Raw genomic sequence first — 16,363 nt, 5'->3', positions numbered from 1 at the left:
CCTTATAATAGCGTGTTAAAGACGGGATTTATGGCAATAACTGCCTGTTTCATTGCACTTATCGCTACCCGCCTTAAAAAGCGAATCCATACTAACACAAGTTTTTGGGCCGTTACTCTGTCATTCTGGTCAAACAAGCGCATTTCGCGGTAAAACCACAGCATCTTAGGCACATTTGGTCGACATAGGATTAATTTTGTCGGCACACTTGCTTTTAGGCATGAGTTTTATCACAATCCTTAGCCATCTAGACTTCTATCAGGATTTATCATGGCGTTAGCAACTTTCGGTGCCGGCTGTTTTTGGGGCGTGGAGTATTTCTTTAGACAAGTCAACGGCGTGACCAACGCGACCTGTGGCTATATGGGTGGCAATAACGAAGCGACCACCTATGAGGAAGTCAAAAAAGGCAAGACTGGCCATGCTGAAGTCGTGCAAGTGGAATTTGACCCAGCGATTGTCAGCTACGACGAGTTACTGGATGTGTTTTGGAAGAATCACAACCCGACCACGCTCAACATGCAAGGTGGCGATATTGGCACTCAGTACCGCAGTACCATTTTCTTCCACGACCGTGAGCAAAAAGCCACGGCAGAAGCTTCAAAACTGGCCTTTGCCCGCTCGGGCCGCTGGGGATTACGCCACATAGTGACTGAAATCGTGCCTTTGCAGCAATTCCATGTGGCCGAGGAATATCATCAAAACTATATCGATAAGAACAACTTACCAAGTTGCCATCTCGAGTACTGATCATAACCTGTAGCATCCGAGTGAGTGGCTTCTGCCACTCATCGCTGCAAATAAAAACGCACTCATAGGATTTCCATGAGTGCGTTTTTTTATCTGTAAAGAATGCTTAAACGGTAGATCAGGCGCTAAGCGCCTTATCGATCAAGGCCTGTGCGTCCTTAATAATATCGGCAAGATGTTGCTCACTGATAAAGCTCTCACCGTAAATCTTAAATAACGCCTCAGTGCCCGACGGCCGCGCCGCGAACCAACCATTGGCCGTCGCCACTTTAATGCCACCTATCGAGGCATTGTTACCTGGGGCGTGGGTTAATACGGCATCAATCTTCTCACCCGCCAGCAGAGTGGCGTTTAAGGTCTCAGCATTGAGCTTGGCAAATTTGGCTTTGTTCTCGAGGCTAATCGGGCTGTCGATACGCTTGTAGAAACTTTGACCGAACTGCGCCACTAATTCTTGATGGCGTTGCCCCGGCGTCTTGCCAGTAACCGCAAGCATTTCGGCCGCAAGCAGCACCAGAATAAAACCGTCCTTGTCGGTACACCAAGTCGTGCCATCACGGCGCAGGAAGGCGGCGCCCGCACTCTCCTCACCACCGAAGGCAATGGTTGCCTCGGCTAACCCATCGACGAACCACTTAAAGCCAACGGGAACTTCGAGTAATTTTTTGCCGTGGAAGGCGCAGATTTTATCGATAAGCGCACTCGATACCAGCGTCTTGCCGATGGCTAACTGCTCGCTCCATTGAGGTCTGTGGGTCAGCAGATAATCAATCGCAACCGCTAAATAGTGGTTGGGATCCATCAGCCCCGTGCCCGGACACACGATTCCGTGTCTGTCGTAGTCAGGGTCGTTACCCACACATAAATCAAAGGATTCTTTATGGGCCAGTAAGCCTGCCATCGCATAGGGCGAAGAGCAATCCATGCGGATCTTGCCGTCTTTATCAAGCGACATAAAGCTAAAGCTTGGGTCGACCTTATCATTAACTAAGGTGATATCGATACCATAATGCTTGGCAATCGGCGCCCAATAATGAATACCCGAGCCGCCTAATGGGTCAACGCCCAATTTCAGCTTAGCCTTGGCGATAGCATGCATATCAACCACATTGACTAAATCCGCCACATAGGGGGTAATCAAATCGATGGCATGCACATAGCCCGAGGTTAACGCGTCGGCATAAGCGAGCTTATTAACGCCCTTAAGCCCTGCGCGCAGGTAATCATTGGCGCGGGACTCAATCCACGCGGTGATATTGCCTTCGGCCGGTCCGCCATGGGGAGGATTGTACTTGATGCCACCATCCTGAGGCGGATTGTGAGATGGCGTGATGATCAAACCATCGCTTAACGCGGCACCAGTCAGTGCGGCTTCACGATTGGCGCAAATAATGGCATGGGACACCACAGGCGTGGGAGTAAAGCCATCATTTTGCTGAATATTAACAGTCACCTTATTGGCCGCTAACACTTCAATCGCCGACACATAAGCCGCATAAGATAAGGCGTGGGTATCGATACCTAAAAATAGCGGACCATCGATATTCACCGATTGGCGATAATCCACCACGGCTTGGGTAATCGCCCAAATATGGTCTTGGTTAAAACTTGCTTGAAACGCAGTTCCGCGGTGACCCGAGGTCCCGAATGTCACTCGTTGCTCGGCAGCATCCACATTAGGTTTGATGCTGTAATAATGGCTCATCAGCTTTGGAATATTCACCAGATCCGTCTGACTCGCGGTTTGTCCTGCCCGTTGATGTATTGCCACCTGATCCTCTCCTACTGGAAAATCGGTTAATTAAATGGAAACGCCGCATCATTGCGGCGTCGATAAAGGCGTTATACGCGTTCGGCAATGCCGTTGGCGATTTCGGTATCGCAACCAAATTGCACTAAGGCTTCGACTAAAATCGCCCGTTTTTTAGCAGTGTTATTGTTGGTCGTCACCCAAAATCCGGTATTACCGATTTCCTTCGGATTGGCGGTAGCACTGGCCTTGAGTAACTCTTCCCGTGAGCGCGCAAAATAGAGTCGATCGCGACCTTGGATCTGTAAAATTTGCGAGAATTGCGCTTGGCTCTGTTGATATAAACTCTCGAGCAAAAACAAGAAGCGACCCACTGCGCCTTTTTGCTGCGCTAACTTATGCTCATCCACCAATTGATTGAAATCGGTCGCAGAGACTAAGGTCTCAACTTGAGGTGCAACCTGTGGCTCAGGCGTCGCCGCCTCTAAACTCGGTTGGCTAATGGCCTGTGGCTGCGTTTGTTCAACCGCATCGACGGACAGGCCGAGTAATCGACGGAGAATGTCAGAGGCGCTCTCACCAATACGTTCCGTTTTGCTGGCAATATGACGATAGAGCTCTTCATCCACTTCGATGTATTTCATAACCTTATTATCCTTTGTTATTCGATAGGCTTAACCGAAAAAGTGCACCACAGGCGATCCTCGCAAAGGATCTGTGCGATCGTTGCCCCAGTGTATCTATCTCTATCAATCTGATAAAGCATCATTAATCTAAAAATGCGTGAAATCGCACATCAAATTAGCACAAGCGCGCTAATCGCTGAAAAAGCCAGCAAGTTGAACGACCACGGCCTCAAAATCGCCTCAAGACTTGTCAAACTTAACCCATTAGGGGCACAATCCGCAGCACTTTATGTACCACAGCACAGGCGACTTCATGAATTTTGCATCCACAGGTCAAGGAGAAGCAGTCCTCCTTATCCACGGACTCTTTGGCAATTTAGATAATCTTAAGGGGCTAGGACAAGTCCTCGAAGCAAATCATCAGGTTATTCGTGTCGATGTGCCTAATCACGGTTTGAGTGAACATTGGCAAACGATGGATTACCCAAGCTTAGCCAAGGCAATGGTGGCATTATTGGATGAACTTGCGCTTGAGCGGGTGCATATTGTTGGGCACTCCATGGGCGGTAAAATCGCCATGGCAACTGCCCTTGCCTACCCAGAACGCATCATCAGCCTAGTGGCCGCCGATATTGCCCCTGTTGCTTACCAGCCGCGCCATGATGCGGTATTTGCCGCACTCGAAAGTTTGCCACTCCAAGGCCACACCGACCGCCGCTTCGCGTTAGCGCATTTATTAGCGGGTGGCATCGATGAGCCGACCGCGCAGTTTTTACTTAAAAACCTCCAGCGCACCGACACAGGCTTTCGTTGGAAGATGAACCTCACTGGCTTAAAAAGCTGCTATCCCAATATCATTGGTTGGCCTAATGAAAACCACAAATCGCAGCAAGTCTTTAACGGACCGAGCCTTTTTATCCGTGGTGGCGATTCCAATTATGTGACCGCCGAGCATCGCGATGAGATCATGCGCCAATTTCCGGCGGCACAGGCCAAAACATTAGAGGGTTGTGGTCATTGGCTACATGCCCAAAAACCGGCGGTGTTTAATCGTATTGTGTCTGAATTTATTGACAAACACTCAGTGTAAATGACAATGATTCTCGACCTAAATCATATAGCCGACACCCTGCTGATGTGATATATTCGCGCCTCTTTTAGCCTTAGAAGACTCTAGAGGACTAAGAAAGTATGTTATCTCAGTACATGGAACAAATTGAAACCATCGGCCTGAACCTGTTTTTTGCCGCGATATTTTTCTTTATCGGCATGGCCATCCACGATGTGCTTAAACAAGGTAATGTGCCGAAATTTGGTCGATTTATTGTGTGGTTAGTGTTATTTCTCGGCTGCGCCGGGTTTATTGCAAAAGGTATTATCCAGATGTCTTGGGAAGGTTCAGGCATCGGTTAAACAATAAGAACATGGCAAAAGAAGCAACAGATAGAACTACCATTGACCTTTTTGCCAATGAAAAGCGCCGGGGCCGCCCACGTAGCAATCCTTTGTCCCGTAGCCAGCAACTTAAGGTCAATAAGCGCAACCAGATCCAGCGGGATAAAGCCAAAGGATTAAAGCGAATAGAGTTAAAGGTGTCACAAGATTTATATGACGCCTTGAATGAGCAGGCATTGGCCAGTAACATCAGCCGAAGCCAGTTAATCGAATTAATTCTTCAGCAAAAAATAGAATGCTGAGCAATCGATAGCAGCAAGATTAACGTATAAGTGAACTAGACATAAAGGATAGACAATGGCAACTGTAGGTCTTTTTTTCGGTAGCGACACAGGCAACACCGAAGCTGTCGCCAAGATGATCCAGAAGAAACTGGGTAAGAAAATGGTTGAGGTGAAAGATATCGCCAAGAGCACCAAAGAACAGATCGCAGAATACGACCTGCTGCTGTTCGGCATCCCAACCTGGTATTACGGTGAAGCACAGTGCGACTGGGATGACTTTTTCCCTGAATTAGAACAGATTGATTTTACCGACAAACTGGTTGCAATCTTCGGTTGTGGTGACCAAGAAGACTACGCAGAATACTTCCTCGATGCCATGGGCATGGTGGGCGATATTGTTCAAGCCCGTGGCGGTATCATCATCGGTCACTGGCCAACAGCGACTTACAACTTCGAAGCTTCAAAAGGCTTAGTCGATGATGACCACTTCATCGGTTTAGGGATTGACGAAGACCGTCAACCTGAGCTGACTGAAGAGCGTGTCGATGCTTGGGTGAAGCAAATCTACGAAGAAATGTGCTTAGCCGAGTTTGAAGACTAATTCACGCTATCGTTAATTCGTTAACGATGGATCAAAAGCGGCCTAAACGCCGCTTTTTTTATGGGGGATTTTCGTCCCTAACGTTGTGAACGCGGAGCCATTCCATTTATGACAGACATTCGCGCAGCCCACTGGGATATCTTTTGCTGTGTTGTCGATAACTACGGTGATATCGGCGTCACTTGGCGCTTAGCCAAACAGCTGGTCAATGAATATCAGCTCCCCATAACACTCTGGGTCGATGACTTACACAGCTTTTCGCATATTTTACCGAGCCTTGACCCCAAGCTTAGCAGCCAAGTGTTTAATGGTGTCACTATCAATCATTGGACAAGTCCCCTGCCCGTGGCATTTGTGCCCGGCGCGGTGTTAATTGAAGCCTTTGCCTGTGAACTGCCCGATGAGGTCAAGCAACAACTCATCGCGCTGCACAGCACAACACCGCAAGCGGTGCCCGTCTGGCTGAATTTAGAATATTTAAGTGCCGAAGACTGGGTCGATGGCTGCCATGGGTTGCCCTCGATGCAGGCAAGCGGCATTAAGAAGTATTTCTTTTTCCCTGGCTTTACCCCAAAGACGGGTGGACTTATCTGTGAGCGGGAACTATTTGCCGAACGTGATGCATGGCAACGGGATAGCGCCAATAAACTGCAATTATTTGAGCGCCTTGGCCTTAAGGATATTCAGGCGCAAGATACTGTCTACAGCGTCTTTAGCTATGAGACCGAGTCTCTGCCGGCGTTATGCGAACTCTGGCAAGCCAGTGCAACAAGCGATGCCAAAATCCATGCACTCATTCCCAAGGGACGCAGCTTAAACAGTTTACAACACTTATTGCCCTGCAAAATTGAGGCGCTCAGCCCCGGACAGCAAATCAAGCTCGGTGATTTGACCCTGCATATCTTGCCGATGACAGACCAGCAAGGGTTTGACCGCCTGTTGTGGAGCTGTGACTTTAATATTGTCCGCGGTGAAGACAGCTTCCTGAGAGCGCAATGGGCCGCTAAACCCTTAATTTGGCATATTTATCCGCAAGAAGATGATTATCATCTAATAAAATTAGGAGCTTTTATCCAACTTTACTGCGATAATCTGCCCCCTGATATTGCCGACACTTGGTCTAAATTGAATGTTGCATTTAACCAAGGCGAGCAATCTGCCGTGAAAACTCACTGGCAAAACCTAAATCCTGTCAGTTTGCCACTCTTGCAACATGCTAAAGATTGGCCAATTGACGCAATAAATGCTGCAGATCTTGCGACTCGGCTAGTCCAATTCGTCAAAAAAAGCTAAGATGCTGCGCTGAAATAGAAAATCGACATATAGGAAATTGTGTAATGAAAACTGCTCATGAAGTCCGTCCTGGTAACGTGATCATGTTTGAAGGCAGCCCATGGGTTGTACAGAAAACAGAAACAACTCGTTCTGGCCGTAACGCTGCCATCGTTAAGTTAAAGCTGAAAAACTTACTGCTTAACTCTGGTACTGAAACCACTTTCAAAGGTGAAGATAAGATTGACGATATTATCTTAGATCGTCTGGATTGTACTTATTCTTACTTTGCTGATCCTATGTACGTGTTCATGGATGCAGAATACAACCAATACGACGTAGAAGCTGAAAACTTAGGTGACGCAGCGGCTTACATCGTTGACGGTATGGAAGAAACTTGCCAAGTGACTTTCTACGAAGGCAAAGCTATTTCTGTTGAAATGCCAACCACTATCGTACGTGAAGTGACTTACACTGAGCCATCAGCTCGTGGCGATACTTCAGGTAAAGTGATGAAGCCAGCAACTATCACTGGCGGCGGTACAATCAGCGTGGCTGACTTCGTTAAAGTTGGCGACAAGATTGAGATCGACACTCGTACTGGTGAATTCAAGAAGCGCGTATAATCGCCCTTCTCAGTCCCAGATAAAAAAGCCAGTGCCTGCACTGGCTTTTTTATTGCCTCGAATTTGATGCTTCTAAAGTTTTACAGAGGACAGTTATCACATGGAATTGGATATCGAGGTAAACAGCGAAGAGTTCATTAGTGGACCGAGCCAGTCAACACGCTCAATAAACGTTAGCAATAAACGTTGGCAATAAAAAAACCAGCCGTAGCTGGTTTTTTTATATTTACTGCATCGCAGCTTAGGCAATCAAGATAAAGCCAAAGAACGCAATCACAGCGGCAATTAACGCATAGGGTAACTGAGTCACCGCATGGCTCACTAAGTTACAACCAGAGCCTTGTGCGGCCAATACGGTTGAATCTGAGTAGAAACACGCTTGGCTACCAAATGATGATGCCGACAGCAGCGCACCAATCACCAGTGGAATATCCGCACCAACCGATTGCGCCAGTGGCATCACAATTGGAATGGTCACCGCAAAAATACCCCAGCTTGAACCCGTCGCAAAAGCAAGGATCGCCATAGAGAGGAATACTACCGCAGGCAACATCTTAGGCGTCATGAATGGGCTCAATGATTCAATCACATATTGTGGCAGCAGCAGCGCATCACATACATCCTTAAACACGAATGCGGCGATCACGGTACCAATGGCGGGCAACATGCTCTTAAAACCATCGATCATCTGATCCATCATTTCTGACAGTGGCATTAAACGTTGCACTGCATAGTAAGGCAACGTGATAACTAATGTCGCTAATAAGCCCTTCCACACGTCGATATCAAAATAAACGGTAAAGGCAACCAGTAGCAGAATAGGCACTAAGAAGTTGTGCAGCTTGCCCTGATTGTCGGCATGCTTAAACTCTTCTTCAATCGCAGCAATCGCGTATTCATCAGAGGTTTGTACCTGGTCTAAATCGACTTGCGCCTCAGCAGGTTCACCCTGGGCGGCGCGCAGCTGGGCTTTTTTCATCGGACCAATGGCAGGCACAACACCTAACACCACCAGTAACACCATGGCCACGGCTAACCAAGCGTAAAGCATGTAGGGGATCGCCTGCATATACACGCTAATGCCCTGACCTTCTGCCGCCACACCGTTATCGACCAGCAAGCCACCAAAGAATACTGCCCAGGTGGATAATGGCACAAGCACGCACACAGGAGCTGCGGTTGAGTCAACCACATAGGCCAGCATCTCACGGGACACTTTAAACTTATCGGTCACACGCTTCATGGTTTCACCCACAGTTAACGCGTTCAGATAGTCATCGATAAAAATCACAATCCCGAGAATAAAGGTCATAAACAGGGAGGATTTAGGCCCTTTAGCAAATTTCAGCGCATTTCGACCAAACGCCAGTGCACCACCAGTACGCACTAACAGGGCAATTAACGCACCAAAACAACCACAGACTAAAATCAACCAACCGATGGTTTCATCGGCCATGACTTTTAATGAAGTACTGGCGAAATTATTTAAGACTTGCGACGGATCGAGTAACAGAAACCCAGTTACCGCACCAATGATCAGGGAAAGAATGGGGCGGCGTAACCAAATGGCCAACACCAATACCACCAAAGGTGGAATAAGACTTAACGCTGTCGGTTCAGACATGCACTTAGGTCCTCTAAATAAGTCGCCTAAAAGGCAAAAGTTTTTAGAACAGCGCCTGAAATCACCTCGATAACGGACGCCAATATTGCTGCTTCATGATGACTAACTCCGCTGATAAAACCTGCTAAAAGCTTGTTATCTTAGGTGCCTTGCCAAAAACATCGCGCAGAAAATAAAGCGCATCGAATAGCGAGTCAACCATAAATTTATGCTAACCATAAATAATTTTTAATACTGAAATAAGCAATGATATATACATTTGATTTTAAACGATTTTAAGCGCGTACAACGAAATCTTTATTTGACCTTAAATGCTTAATAAGCATTCAGTTAATCTGCCTAAATATCAAAAAATCGCTGAGTGCCCGATAAAACCGCATTAACTCAAATCACCGCCAGTAAATCAGCGGTTAAGCAAAAACTGATTAACAATTTTTTAAACATTTAACCCGTGAGTGGATTTTCGAGTTTCTAAAAAGCGAGTAGAAGCTCAAGCAAGCCCCTTGATAGTCGCAAAGGCTGACCCCATCAAAACCAACAGTCCATTAGTTTGATAATTTGCAAATATTCAGCATTTAAAACTTGTTTTAATTTATTTAAAGCTTGGTTAAAGCATATTTAACTAGCGAGTTTGATGAAAAAAACTTGTTATTTGTGCTCAAGCCCCCTTCCTTAAGCCAGATAATTTCGTTATGGTGCACAAACTTAAGCCTAAATTAACTGCATGTTTCGAGGTGTAAATGCGCCCTATCATCAAGTCCAACAAGTTGGATACTGTTTGCTACGACATCCGCGGCCCAGTGCACAAGGAAGCCAGACGTTTAGAGGACGAGGGACACCGCATCCTCAAACTCAACATTGGTAACCCCGCCCCCTTCGGTTTTGAAGCGCCGGAAGAAATTGTGCGCGATGTGATCCTCAATCTCCCCAGTGCCCAAGGCTACTGTGAGTCAAAAGGATTATTCTCTGCCCGCAAGGCGATTGTGCAGCATTATCAAGCGCAGGGCATTCATGGCGTCGATATCGAAGACATCTATATCGGTAATGGCGTGTCAGAGCTGATAATGATGGCCATGCAGGGCTTATTAAACACCGATGATGAAGTGCTGATCCCCTCACCCGATTATCCACTGTGGACCGCAGCGGCCAATTTAGCCGGCGGTAAAGCGGTGCATTATCGCTGCGATGAAGAGGCGGATTGGTTCCCAGATCTTGATGATATTAAGAGCAAAATTTCGTCCCGTACCCGTGGTATTGTGTTGATTAACCCAAATAACCCAACGGGCGCCGTTTACAGTAAAGCATTATTACTAGAAGTGATTGAGCTCTGCCGCGAGCACAACCTGATCCTGTTTGCCGACGAAATCTACGATAAGATTTTATACGACGAAGCTAAACATATTCCGGCCGCGAGCCTCTCAGATGATATCTTAACCGTGACCTTTAATGGTCTCTCAAAAGCATACCGCGCGGCGGGCTTTCGTGTCGGTTGGATGATGTTGTCTGGCAATCTAAAAGCAGCCAAGAGCTATATCGAAGGGTTAGAGATGCTCTCCTCGATGCGCCTGTGTGCCAACGTGCCGAATCAACATGCGATTCAAACCGCGCTCGGTGGTTACCAAAGCATTAATGAGCTGATTTTACCCAGCGGTCGCTTAACCGTGCAGCGCGATACCTGCTATGAGTTATTGAACCAAATCCCAGGTGTAAGCGTGAAAAAGCCCAAGGGCGCGCTGTATGCCTTCCCCAAACTGGACATGAAGAAGTTCAATCTCAGGGATGATGAACGCTTAGTACTCGATTTACTCAGGGATAAAAAAATCCTCCTAGTGCACGGCAGCGCCTTTAACTGGCCAGAGCCGGATCACTTAAGAGTGGTGTTTTTACCCTATAAGGAAGATTTAACCAAAGCATTGACAGAGTTTGGCAATTTCCTCGAGACCTACAAGCAATAGTGCTGTGAGCTCATCGCCTAATCGGGCATTTAAGTTTACTATCGACTAAAGCGATCCTCTGGGTCGCTTTATTTTTTGCCGTGCGTAAAATCTCTTCAATCATGCCACTCACTTATCCCCTTGCCTGTGTTAGGCTAAAGCTTCATCGCCGTACTTTTTAGGCCGTACTTTTTAGGCCGTATTTTTAAGCCGCATTTCTTACCGATTTATCTCGAGTTACTGTTGTGCGGTCAGGCATTCATATAAAGGAGCATTATGAGTCATTTATTTGCCCACCTCGCCCGAATGAAACTTATCCAGCGCTGGCCCTTAATGTACAACGTGCGCACCGAAAACGTTCAAGAGCATTCACTGCAAGTTGCCATGGTGGCCCACGCCCTCGTTATTATCAGTAATAAGAAATTTGGCACCTCGCTCGATGCCCATCAGGCGACGAGTTTAGCGATTTTCCACGATGCCAGTGAAATTTTGACTGGCGACTTGCCGACCCCGGTAAAGTACTTTAATAAAGAAATCGAAGCCGAGTATAAGAAGATTGAGGCCATTGCCGAGCAACGCATGCTCGATATGGTACCCGATGAATTTAAAGACGATTATCGCAGCCTGTTTATCAGCGATTACACCGATCCGATTTACAAAGCCATAGTCAAGTCCGCCGATACCCTGTGCGCTTACCTTAAATGTTTAGAAGAAAATCGCGCCGGCAATACCGAATTTAATACCGCGCGCAAACGCCTCGAAACCATGTTGGCGGCCAATCCCGATCCGGCTGTGAAATATTTTATGGATTGCTTTGTGCCAAGTTTCACCTTGAATTTAGACGAAATTAACAAGATGTTGTGATGTATCACTCTCGCTAGGAATGCATATGAGCTCAAGTGTTTGGCAAGAACGCCGCCATGGCGAAGATAAACAAAGACGTAATGATCATCGAAGCCCTTTCCAAAGGGACAGAGCAAGGATCCTCCACTCCGCCGCCTTTCGCCGCCTGCAGGCCAAAACCCAAGTGCTTGGGGTGGGCATGAATGACTTTTATCGCACACGGTTAACCCATTCACTCGAAGTGTCACAAATCGGCACGGGCATCGCGGCGCAGCTCAGCCGTAAGTATCCCGAACATAAGCCCTTATTAGGGTCGATGAGCCTGCTCGAATCCCTCTGTCTTGCCCATGATATTGGCCATCCGCCCTTTGGACACGGCGGTGAAGTCGCACTCAACTATATGATGCGCCACCACGGCGGCTTTGAAGGTAATGGCCAGACCTTTCGAATCCTCTCGAAACTCGAACCTTACACCGAGGCCTTTGGGATGAATCTGTGCCGTCGTACTATGCTCGGCATTTTAAAATATCCCGCACCGCAATCACTGCTGTATGTGCCGGGATCACATCCTGAAATCACCAATTACAGACAGCTTAAACCGTCACAATGGCCGCCTGTTAAAGGCATATTCGACGATGATAACGACATTTTCGATTGGGTACTGGAGCCGTTGTCCGTTGCCGATAGAGCGCGCTTTACCTCTGCTCAGCCGAGCCAGCAGCCAAACTACCCGCATCTACGCACTCAGTTTAAATCCTTCGATTGCTCGATTATGGAACTGGCAGACGACATCGCCTACGCCGTGCACGATCTTGAAGATGCCATCGTCATGGGCATAGTCACCGCCTCACAATGGCAACAGGATGTGGCGCCAACACTTAAACACAGTGGCGATCCTTGGATCCGCCAAGAGCTTGCCGATATTGGCACTAAACTCTTCTCCCATGAACATCATCTGCGAAAAGATGCCATTGGCACCTTAGTAAATGGTTTTGTCACCGCCATTATCATCAACGATGATTTGGCCTTCGAGGAACCGTTGCTGCGGTTTAATGCCAGCCTCGAACCCGAATTTGCCCATGCGCTCAATGTGCTAAAACAGCTTGTGTATAAATACGTTATCCGTAAACCCGAGATCCAAATGCTGGAATACAAGGGCCAACAGATAGTGATGGGACTCTTTGAAGCGTTTGCCTCGGATCCTGAGCGCTTATTGCCACTCAATACCCAAGAACGTTGGCGCACCAGCGAGCAGCAAGGCCAAAACAGCCACAGGGTGTTGGCGGATTATATTTCTGGCATGACAGACGAGTTTGCCGGACGACTTTACCAGCAGTTATTTAGCCCCAAAGCTGGTTCTAACGTGGAACTCAGCAAAGAAATGTAGCGCTGTTCAGGCAATAAAAAACCACCGCAAGGTGGTTTTTTATTATCGGTGCGTTCTGCGTTTAAACGGCTTAGAGTCCGCCAATCGCATCTTTACACAGTTGAGTGATACGCGCCCAATCGCCCTGCTCCATCGCATCCGTTGGGGCAATCCAGCTGCCGCCGATACAATCCACATTCTTCAGCGCTAAATAATCTTTATAGCTGCTTGGCGTAATACCACCCGTTGGGCAGAAACGGATATCCGCTAATGGGCCAGAGAATGCTTTTAACGCATCAACACCGCCCGAGGCTTCCGCTGGGAAGAATTTAAAGTGAGTGTAACCGAGCGCCATGCCTGTCATCACTTCGGAGATGCTGGCAACACCTGGGATCAAAGGCACTGGGCCTTGCATACCGGCTTTAAGCAGTTCGACCGTCGCCCCAGGGGTGATAATAAATTGCGCACCGGCGGCAATCGCTTGATCGAGCTGGGCTTCATTTAAAATGGTACCCGCACCGACAAGCGCCTCAGGCACTTCTTGGGCGATCTTAGTGATAGCTTCGAGGGCACATGGAGTACGTAATGTCACTTCCAAAACGCTGATCCCGCCAGCGACTAAGGCTTTTGCTAACGGCACCGCATGTTCAATCTTGTTAATGACCATAACAGGAACAATAGGGCTGCGTTTAAAAATATCTTGTGGTTGTAATGACCAGTTATTCTCAAGCATTGCGGTATTCTTCCTTTGTATTAATAAAGTTCGTCAATGGCGCTGGTACTGCGCGCACCGGTTTCTGGACTGCTTAAGTTTGAACGCAGCGCCCCAAACAACTCACGGCCCATTCCATAGCGTGAGTGGCGTAAATCAATTTCAGCAGCGGTTCTCGCGGCAAGTTCAGCATCAGAGACTAATAAGCTCAGCTCGCCCGTCAGCGCGTCGACACGAATAAGATCGCCATCTTGCACTTTGGCAATTAGCCCGCCATCGATAGCCTCAGGCGTTAAGTGAATCGCTGCAGGTACTTTGCCCGATGCGCCCGACATACGACCGTCGGTCATCAGTGCCACTTTAAAGCCTTTGTCCTGCAAAGAGCCTAACAGCGGCGTTAACTTGTGCAGCTCTGGCATACCGTTGGCTTTCGGTCCTTGGCCTTTTACTACCACCACACAATCTCTATCTAACGCGCCGGATTTAAACAGCGCATCGAGTTTGTTTTGATCGTCAATCACCACGGCTGGCGCTTCAACTACACGGTGTTTTTCTTGCACGGCAGACACTTTAATCACAGCGCGGCCTAAGTTACCTTTAAGCAGTTTTAAGCCACCATTGTTTTGGAAAGGCGTAGCGACAGAGGTTAACACTTCGGTATCTAAGCTGACGGTTGGACCATCGACCCAACGCAGCTCGCCATCGAGTAATTTTGGCTCTTGGGTGTAGCGACGTAGACCAAAACCAGCAACTGTATTGACATCCTCGTGCAGTAAGCCTGCATCGAGTAATTCCTTGATCAGGAAAGCCATACCGCCGGCGGCGTGGAAGTGGTTAATGTCCGCATGACCGTTTGGATAAACACGGGCAAGTAACGGAACCGCGTCTGATAATTCAGAAAAATCATCCCAGTTCACGATAATGCCGGCTGCACGCGCCGCCGCCACAATGTGCATGGTCAAGTTAGTTGAGCCACCGGTTGCCAGCAGCGCCACTATGCCGTTCACCACGGATTTTTCGTTAACGACTTCACCGATTGGGCTGTATTGAGTGCCCAGCTCGGTTAAGCGACACACCTGCTTGGCCGCCATTTTATTCAGGGCTTCGCGCAGTGGATCGTCAGGATTCACGAAGGATGAACCCGGTAATTGTAGCCCCATAACTTCGAGCATTAGCTGGTTCGAGTTCGCCGTACCGTAGAAAGTACAAGTGCCAGCGCTGTGGTAAGACTGGGCTTCGGCCTCAAGCAGCTGCGCTCTATCGACTTTACCTTGGGCAAATTGCTGGCGAATGCGGGCCTTTTCCTTGTTAGGAATACCCGACTTCATTGGACCTGCAGGCACAAACAGCATGGGTAAATGACCAAAACTTAAGGCGCCAATCAATAAACCCGGCACGATTTTGTCGCAAATACCCAGTAATAAGGCACCATCGAACATGTTGTGGGATAAGCCCACCGCCGTCGCCATGGCAATCACTTCACGGCTCAGTAAGCTCAATTCCATCCCGGGTTGACCTTGAGTCACACCGTCACACATAGCAGGTACACCACCGGCGACCTGTGCAACGCTACCCACTTCCTGACAGGCTTTTTTCAGCAATTCAGGATAGGTTTCATAGGGTTGGTGCGCAGACAACATGTCGTTGAATGCGGTAATAATCCCGATGTTGGCTTTAGTCAGTTGACGCAATGAATTTTTGTCATCTGGATTACAAGCAGCAAAACCGTGGGCTAAGTTACCGCAGCTTAACGAGCTACGGTGTACGCCATGGTTACGAGCATCATTTAACGCGGCTAAATACGCTTCACGAGATGCTTTGCTACGGGCAATAATTCTGTCGGTAACAGATTGAACGACTGAGTGCATGAGAGTGACTCCTTAAGCGCTCCAGAACACGTCAACGGGCGTTTTACGCTGCGCTAACACGGCTCTGATGGGCATAGCATTAACATCATCATTTTCTAAGGCTTGACGATATACGGATAATTTCTGTTCCCCGACCAAATGCAGATAAATCTGTCTGCTATTGAGGATCGCATTCTTAGATAATGTGATCCGGCCATGGGGCGCCGTGGTGGGATTGGTTGCCACACACAGGGCTTGAGTGCTCAAGGCATCATTTAGTTCGGCGCTGCAAGGGAACCATGAGCAAGTGTGACCATCATTACCCATACCCAGCACCACCACATCGAAGGGACGCGGGAAATTAGACAGCGACTCGGCGGTCATATCGGCGCCCGCTTCGGCGGTGGAAAACATATTCTTCAATCCACGGAACTTGGCATTGGCCGCGCGGTTTTGCAGTAAATGTTCACGCACTAAACGCTCATTCGATGCACTGTCTTCCACATCTACCCAGCGATCATCGGCGAGCGTGACATAAACATCACTCCAATCGATGGATTTCATGCTGAGGAGCTCAAACAGTTTCAGCGGTGTTGAGCCGCCGGAGACGACTAAACTTGCCTTACCACGGGCATCCACGGCCTCTTGCAACTGGCTGGCGATTTTGTTCGCCAACTGCTGCTCAAGTGCTGCGGGTGTATCAAAGGATTTAAATACGGTTTCTTTAATCATC

Annotated in this window: 16 protein-coding genes; 10 read left to right on the top strand and 6 right to left on the bottom strand. The window is 48.1% G+C overall.

The window, feature by feature from the left end:
* Positions 1-270: 270 nt before the first annotated feature.
* Positions 271-750, top strand: a complete 480-nt coding sequence (msrA, locus tag M0415_RS04675; RefSeq protein ID WP_011717096.1) for a peptide-methionine (S)-S-oxide reductase MsrA — start codon at positions 271-273, stop codon at positions 748-750.
* A gap of 118 nt (positions 751-868) precedes the next feature.
* Here msrA and pgm read toward each other — a convergent pair whose 3' ends face one another.
* Positions 869-2,521, bottom strand: coding sequence for a phosphoglucomutase (alpha-D-glucose-1,6-bisphosphate-dependent) (gene pgm, locus M0415_RS04670; RefSeq protein WP_249555339.1), 1,653 nt, complete (start codon positions 2,519-2,521; stop codon positions 869-871).
* Between the two features lie 71 nt (positions 2,522-2,592).
* Positions 2,593-3,144: a replication initiation negative regulator SeqA gene (gene seqA, locus M0415_RS04665; protein ID WP_208662636.1), complete on the bottom strand. Its 552-nt coding sequence runs from the start codon at positions 3,142-3,144 to the stop codon at positions 2,593-2,595.
* 295 nt (positions 3,145-3,439) lie between these two features.
* Here seqA and M0415_RS04660 point away from each other — a divergent pair, with 295 nt between their 5' ends.
* The 6 genes from M0415_RS04660 (at position 3,440) to efp (ending at position 7,304) form a co-directional block, all read left to right on the top strand.
* The gene (locus M0415_RS04660; protein WP_249555341.1) at positions 3,440-4,216 is read left to right on the top strand and encodes an alpha/beta fold hydrolase; all 777 of its coding nucleotides are present in this window, start codon (positions 3,440-3,442) and stop codon (positions 4,214-4,216) included.
* 101 nt (positions 4,217-4,317) lie between these two features.
* Positions 4,318-4,539: a DUF2788 domain-containing protein gene (locus M0415_RS04655; protein ID WP_007648263.1), complete on the top strand. Its 222-nt coding sequence runs from the start codon at positions 4,318-4,320 to the stop codon at positions 4,537-4,539.
* Between the two features lie 11 nt (positions 4,540-4,550).
* Positions 4,551-4,823, top strand: a complete 273-nt coding sequence (gene ybfE / locus M0415_RS04650; RefSeq protein ID WP_011622798.1) for a LexA regulated protein — start codon at positions 4,551-4,553, stop codon at positions 4,821-4,823.
* Between the two features lie 55 nt (positions 4,824-4,878).
* Positions 4,879-5,406 carry a flavodoxin FldA gene (fldA, locus tag M0415_RS04645; protein ID WP_088212348.1) on the top strand — a complete coding sequence of 176 codons (528 nt, stop codon included), beginning with the start codon at positions 4,879-4,881 and terminating at the stop codon, positions 5,404-5,406.
* Positions 5,407-5,514: 108 nt separating this feature from the next.
* The gene (earP, locus tag M0415_RS04640) at positions 5,515-6,699 is read left to right on the top strand and encodes an elongation factor P maturation arginine rhamnosyltransferase EarP (RefSeq protein ID WP_249555343.1); all 1,185 of its coding nucleotides are present in this window, start codon (positions 5,515-5,517) and stop codon (positions 6,697-6,699) included.
* A 44-nt stretch (positions 6,700-6,743) separates the two neighbouring features.
* Positions 6,744-7,304 carry an elongation factor P gene (gene efp / locus M0415_RS04635; protein ID WP_088212346.1) on the top strand — a complete coding sequence of 187 codons (561 nt, stop codon included), beginning with the start codon at positions 6,744-6,746 and terminating at the stop codon, positions 7,302-7,304.
* A 241-nt stretch (positions 7,305-7,545) separates the two neighbouring features.
* Here the strand turns inward: efp and M0415_RS04630 are convergent, their stop codons facing one another.
* Positions 7,546-8,928: a Na+/H+ antiporter NhaC family protein gene (locus M0415_RS04630; RefSeq protein WP_011717101.1), complete on the bottom strand. Its 1,383-nt coding sequence runs from the start codon at positions 8,926-8,928 to the stop codon at positions 7,546-7,548.
* Between the two features lie 740 nt (positions 8,929-9,668).
* On the opposite strand from M0415_RS04630, the gene M0415_RS04625 reads away from it, so the two are divergent.
* The 3 genes from M0415_RS04625 (at position 9,669) to M0415_RS04615 (ending at position 13,092) form a co-directional block, all read left to right on the top strand.
* Positions 9,669-10,883, top strand: a complete 1,215-nt coding sequence (locus M0415_RS04625) for a pyridoxal phosphate-dependent aminotransferase (protein WP_249555345.1) — start codon at positions 9,669-9,671, stop codon at positions 10,881-10,883.
* 255 nt (positions 10,884-11,138) lie between these two features.
* Positions 11,139-11,726: a 5'-deoxynucleotidase gene (gene yfbR, locus M0415_RS04620; RefSeq protein WP_249555347.1), complete on the top strand. Its 588-nt coding sequence runs from the start codon at positions 11,139-11,141 to the stop codon at positions 11,724-11,726.
* Between the two features lie 25 nt (positions 11,727-11,751).
* Positions 11,752-13,092: an anti-phage deoxyguanosine triphosphatase gene (locus tag M0415_RS04615; RefSeq protein WP_249555349.1), complete on the top strand. Its 1,341-nt coding sequence runs from the start codon at positions 11,752-11,754 to the stop codon at positions 13,090-13,092.
* 70 nt (positions 13,093-13,162) lie between these two features.
* On the opposite strand, the gene M0415_RS04610 is transcribed toward M0415_RS04615, so the two are convergent.
* The 3 genes from M0415_RS04610 to pgl are packed head-to-tail and all read right to left on the bottom strand — an operon-like array spanning position 13,163 to position 16,362.
* The gene (locus M0415_RS04610) at positions 13,163-13,804 is read right to left on the bottom strand and encodes a bifunctional 4-hydroxy-2-oxoglutarate aldolase/2-dehydro-3-deoxy-phosphogluconate aldolase (protein WP_011622806.1); all 642 of its coding nucleotides are present in this window, start codon (positions 13,802-13,804) and stop codon (positions 13,163-13,165) included.
* Between the two features lie 20 nt (positions 13,805-13,824).
* Positions 13,825-15,651: a phosphogluconate dehydratase gene (gene edd / locus M0415_RS04605; RefSeq protein WP_011626134.1), complete on the bottom strand. Its 1,827-nt coding sequence runs from the start codon at positions 15,649-15,651 to the stop codon at positions 13,825-13,827.
* 12 nt (positions 15,652-15,663) lie between these two features.
* A complete protein-coding gene (gene pgl / locus M0415_RS04600) occupies positions 15,664-16,362 on the bottom strand; it encodes a 6-phosphogluconolactonase (RefSeq protein WP_249555351.1) in 699 nt (232 codons plus the stop codon).
* Position 16,363 lies beyond the last annotated feature (1 nt).

Origin of the sequence: Shewanella sp. 10B (assembly GCF_023475885.1) — a bacterium.
Lineage (GTDB): Bacteria > Pseudomonadota > Gammaproteobacteria > Enterobacterales > Shewanellaceae > Shewanella > Shewanella mangrovisoli.
This window is presented reverse-complemented; position numbering and strand designations above follow the sequence as displayed.

What these genes read in the sequence shown, in the direction of transcription:
- M0415_RS04610 (WP_011622806.1), bottom strand. Translation starts at nt 13,804, where the DNA reads ATGCTTGAGAATAACTGGTCATTACAACCACAAGATATTTTTAAACGC.
- pgl (WP_249555351.1), bottom strand. Translation starts at nt 16,362, where the DNA reads ATGATTAAAGAAACCGTATTTAAATCCTTTGATACACCCGCAGCACTT.
- msrA (WP_011717096.1), top strand. Translation starts at nt 271, where the DNA reads ATGGCGTTAGCAACTTTCGGTGCCGGCTGTTTTTGGGGCGTGGAGTAT.
- M0415_RS04625 (WP_249555345.1), top strand. Translation starts at nt 9,669, where the DNA reads ATGCGCCCTATCATCAAGTCCAACAAGTTGGATACTGTTTGCTACGAC.
- M0415_RS04630 (WP_011717101.1), bottom strand. Translation starts at nt 8,928, where the DNA reads ATGTCTGAACCGACAGCGTTAAGTCTTATTCCACCTTTGGTGGTATTG.
- seqA (WP_208662636.1), bottom strand. Translation starts at nt 3,144, where the DNA reads ATGAAATACATCGAAGTGGATGAAGAGCTCTATCGTCATATTGCCAGC.
- M0415_RS04660 (WP_249555341.1), top strand. Translation starts at nt 3,440, where the DNA reads ATGAATTTTGCATCCACAGGTCAAGGAGAAGCAGTCCTCCTTATCCAC.
- M0415_RS04655 (WP_007648263.1), top strand. Translation starts at nt 4,318, where the DNA reads ATGTTATCTCAGTACATGGAACAAATTGAAACCATCGGCCTGAACCTG.
- efp (WP_088212346.1), top strand. Translation starts at nt 6,744, where the DNA reads ATGAAAACTGCTCATGAAGTCCGTCCTGGTAACGTGATCATGTTTGAA.
- fldA (WP_088212348.1), top strand. Translation starts at nt 4,879, where the DNA reads ATGGCAACTGTAGGTCTTTTTTTCGGTAGCGACACAGGCAACACCGAA.
- yfbR (WP_249555347.1), top strand. Translation starts at nt 11,139, where the DNA reads ATGAGTCATTTATTTGCCCACCTCGCCCGAATGAAACTTATCCAGCGC.
- edd (WP_011626134.1), bottom strand. Translation starts at nt 15,651, where the DNA reads ATGCACTCAGTCGTTCAATCTGTTACCGACAGAATTATTGCCCGTAGC.
- ybfE (WP_011622798.1), top strand. Translation starts at nt 4,551, where the DNA reads ATGGCAAAAGAAGCAACAGATAGAACTACCATTGACCTTTTTGCCAAT.
- earP (WP_249555343.1), top strand. Translation starts at nt 5,515, where the DNA reads ATGACAGACATTCGCGCAGCCCACTGGGATATCTTTTGCTGTGTTGTC.
- M0415_RS04615 (WP_249555349.1), top strand. Translation starts at nt 11,752, where the DNA reads ATGAGCTCAAGTGTTTGGCAAGAACGCCGCCATGGCGAAGATAAACAA.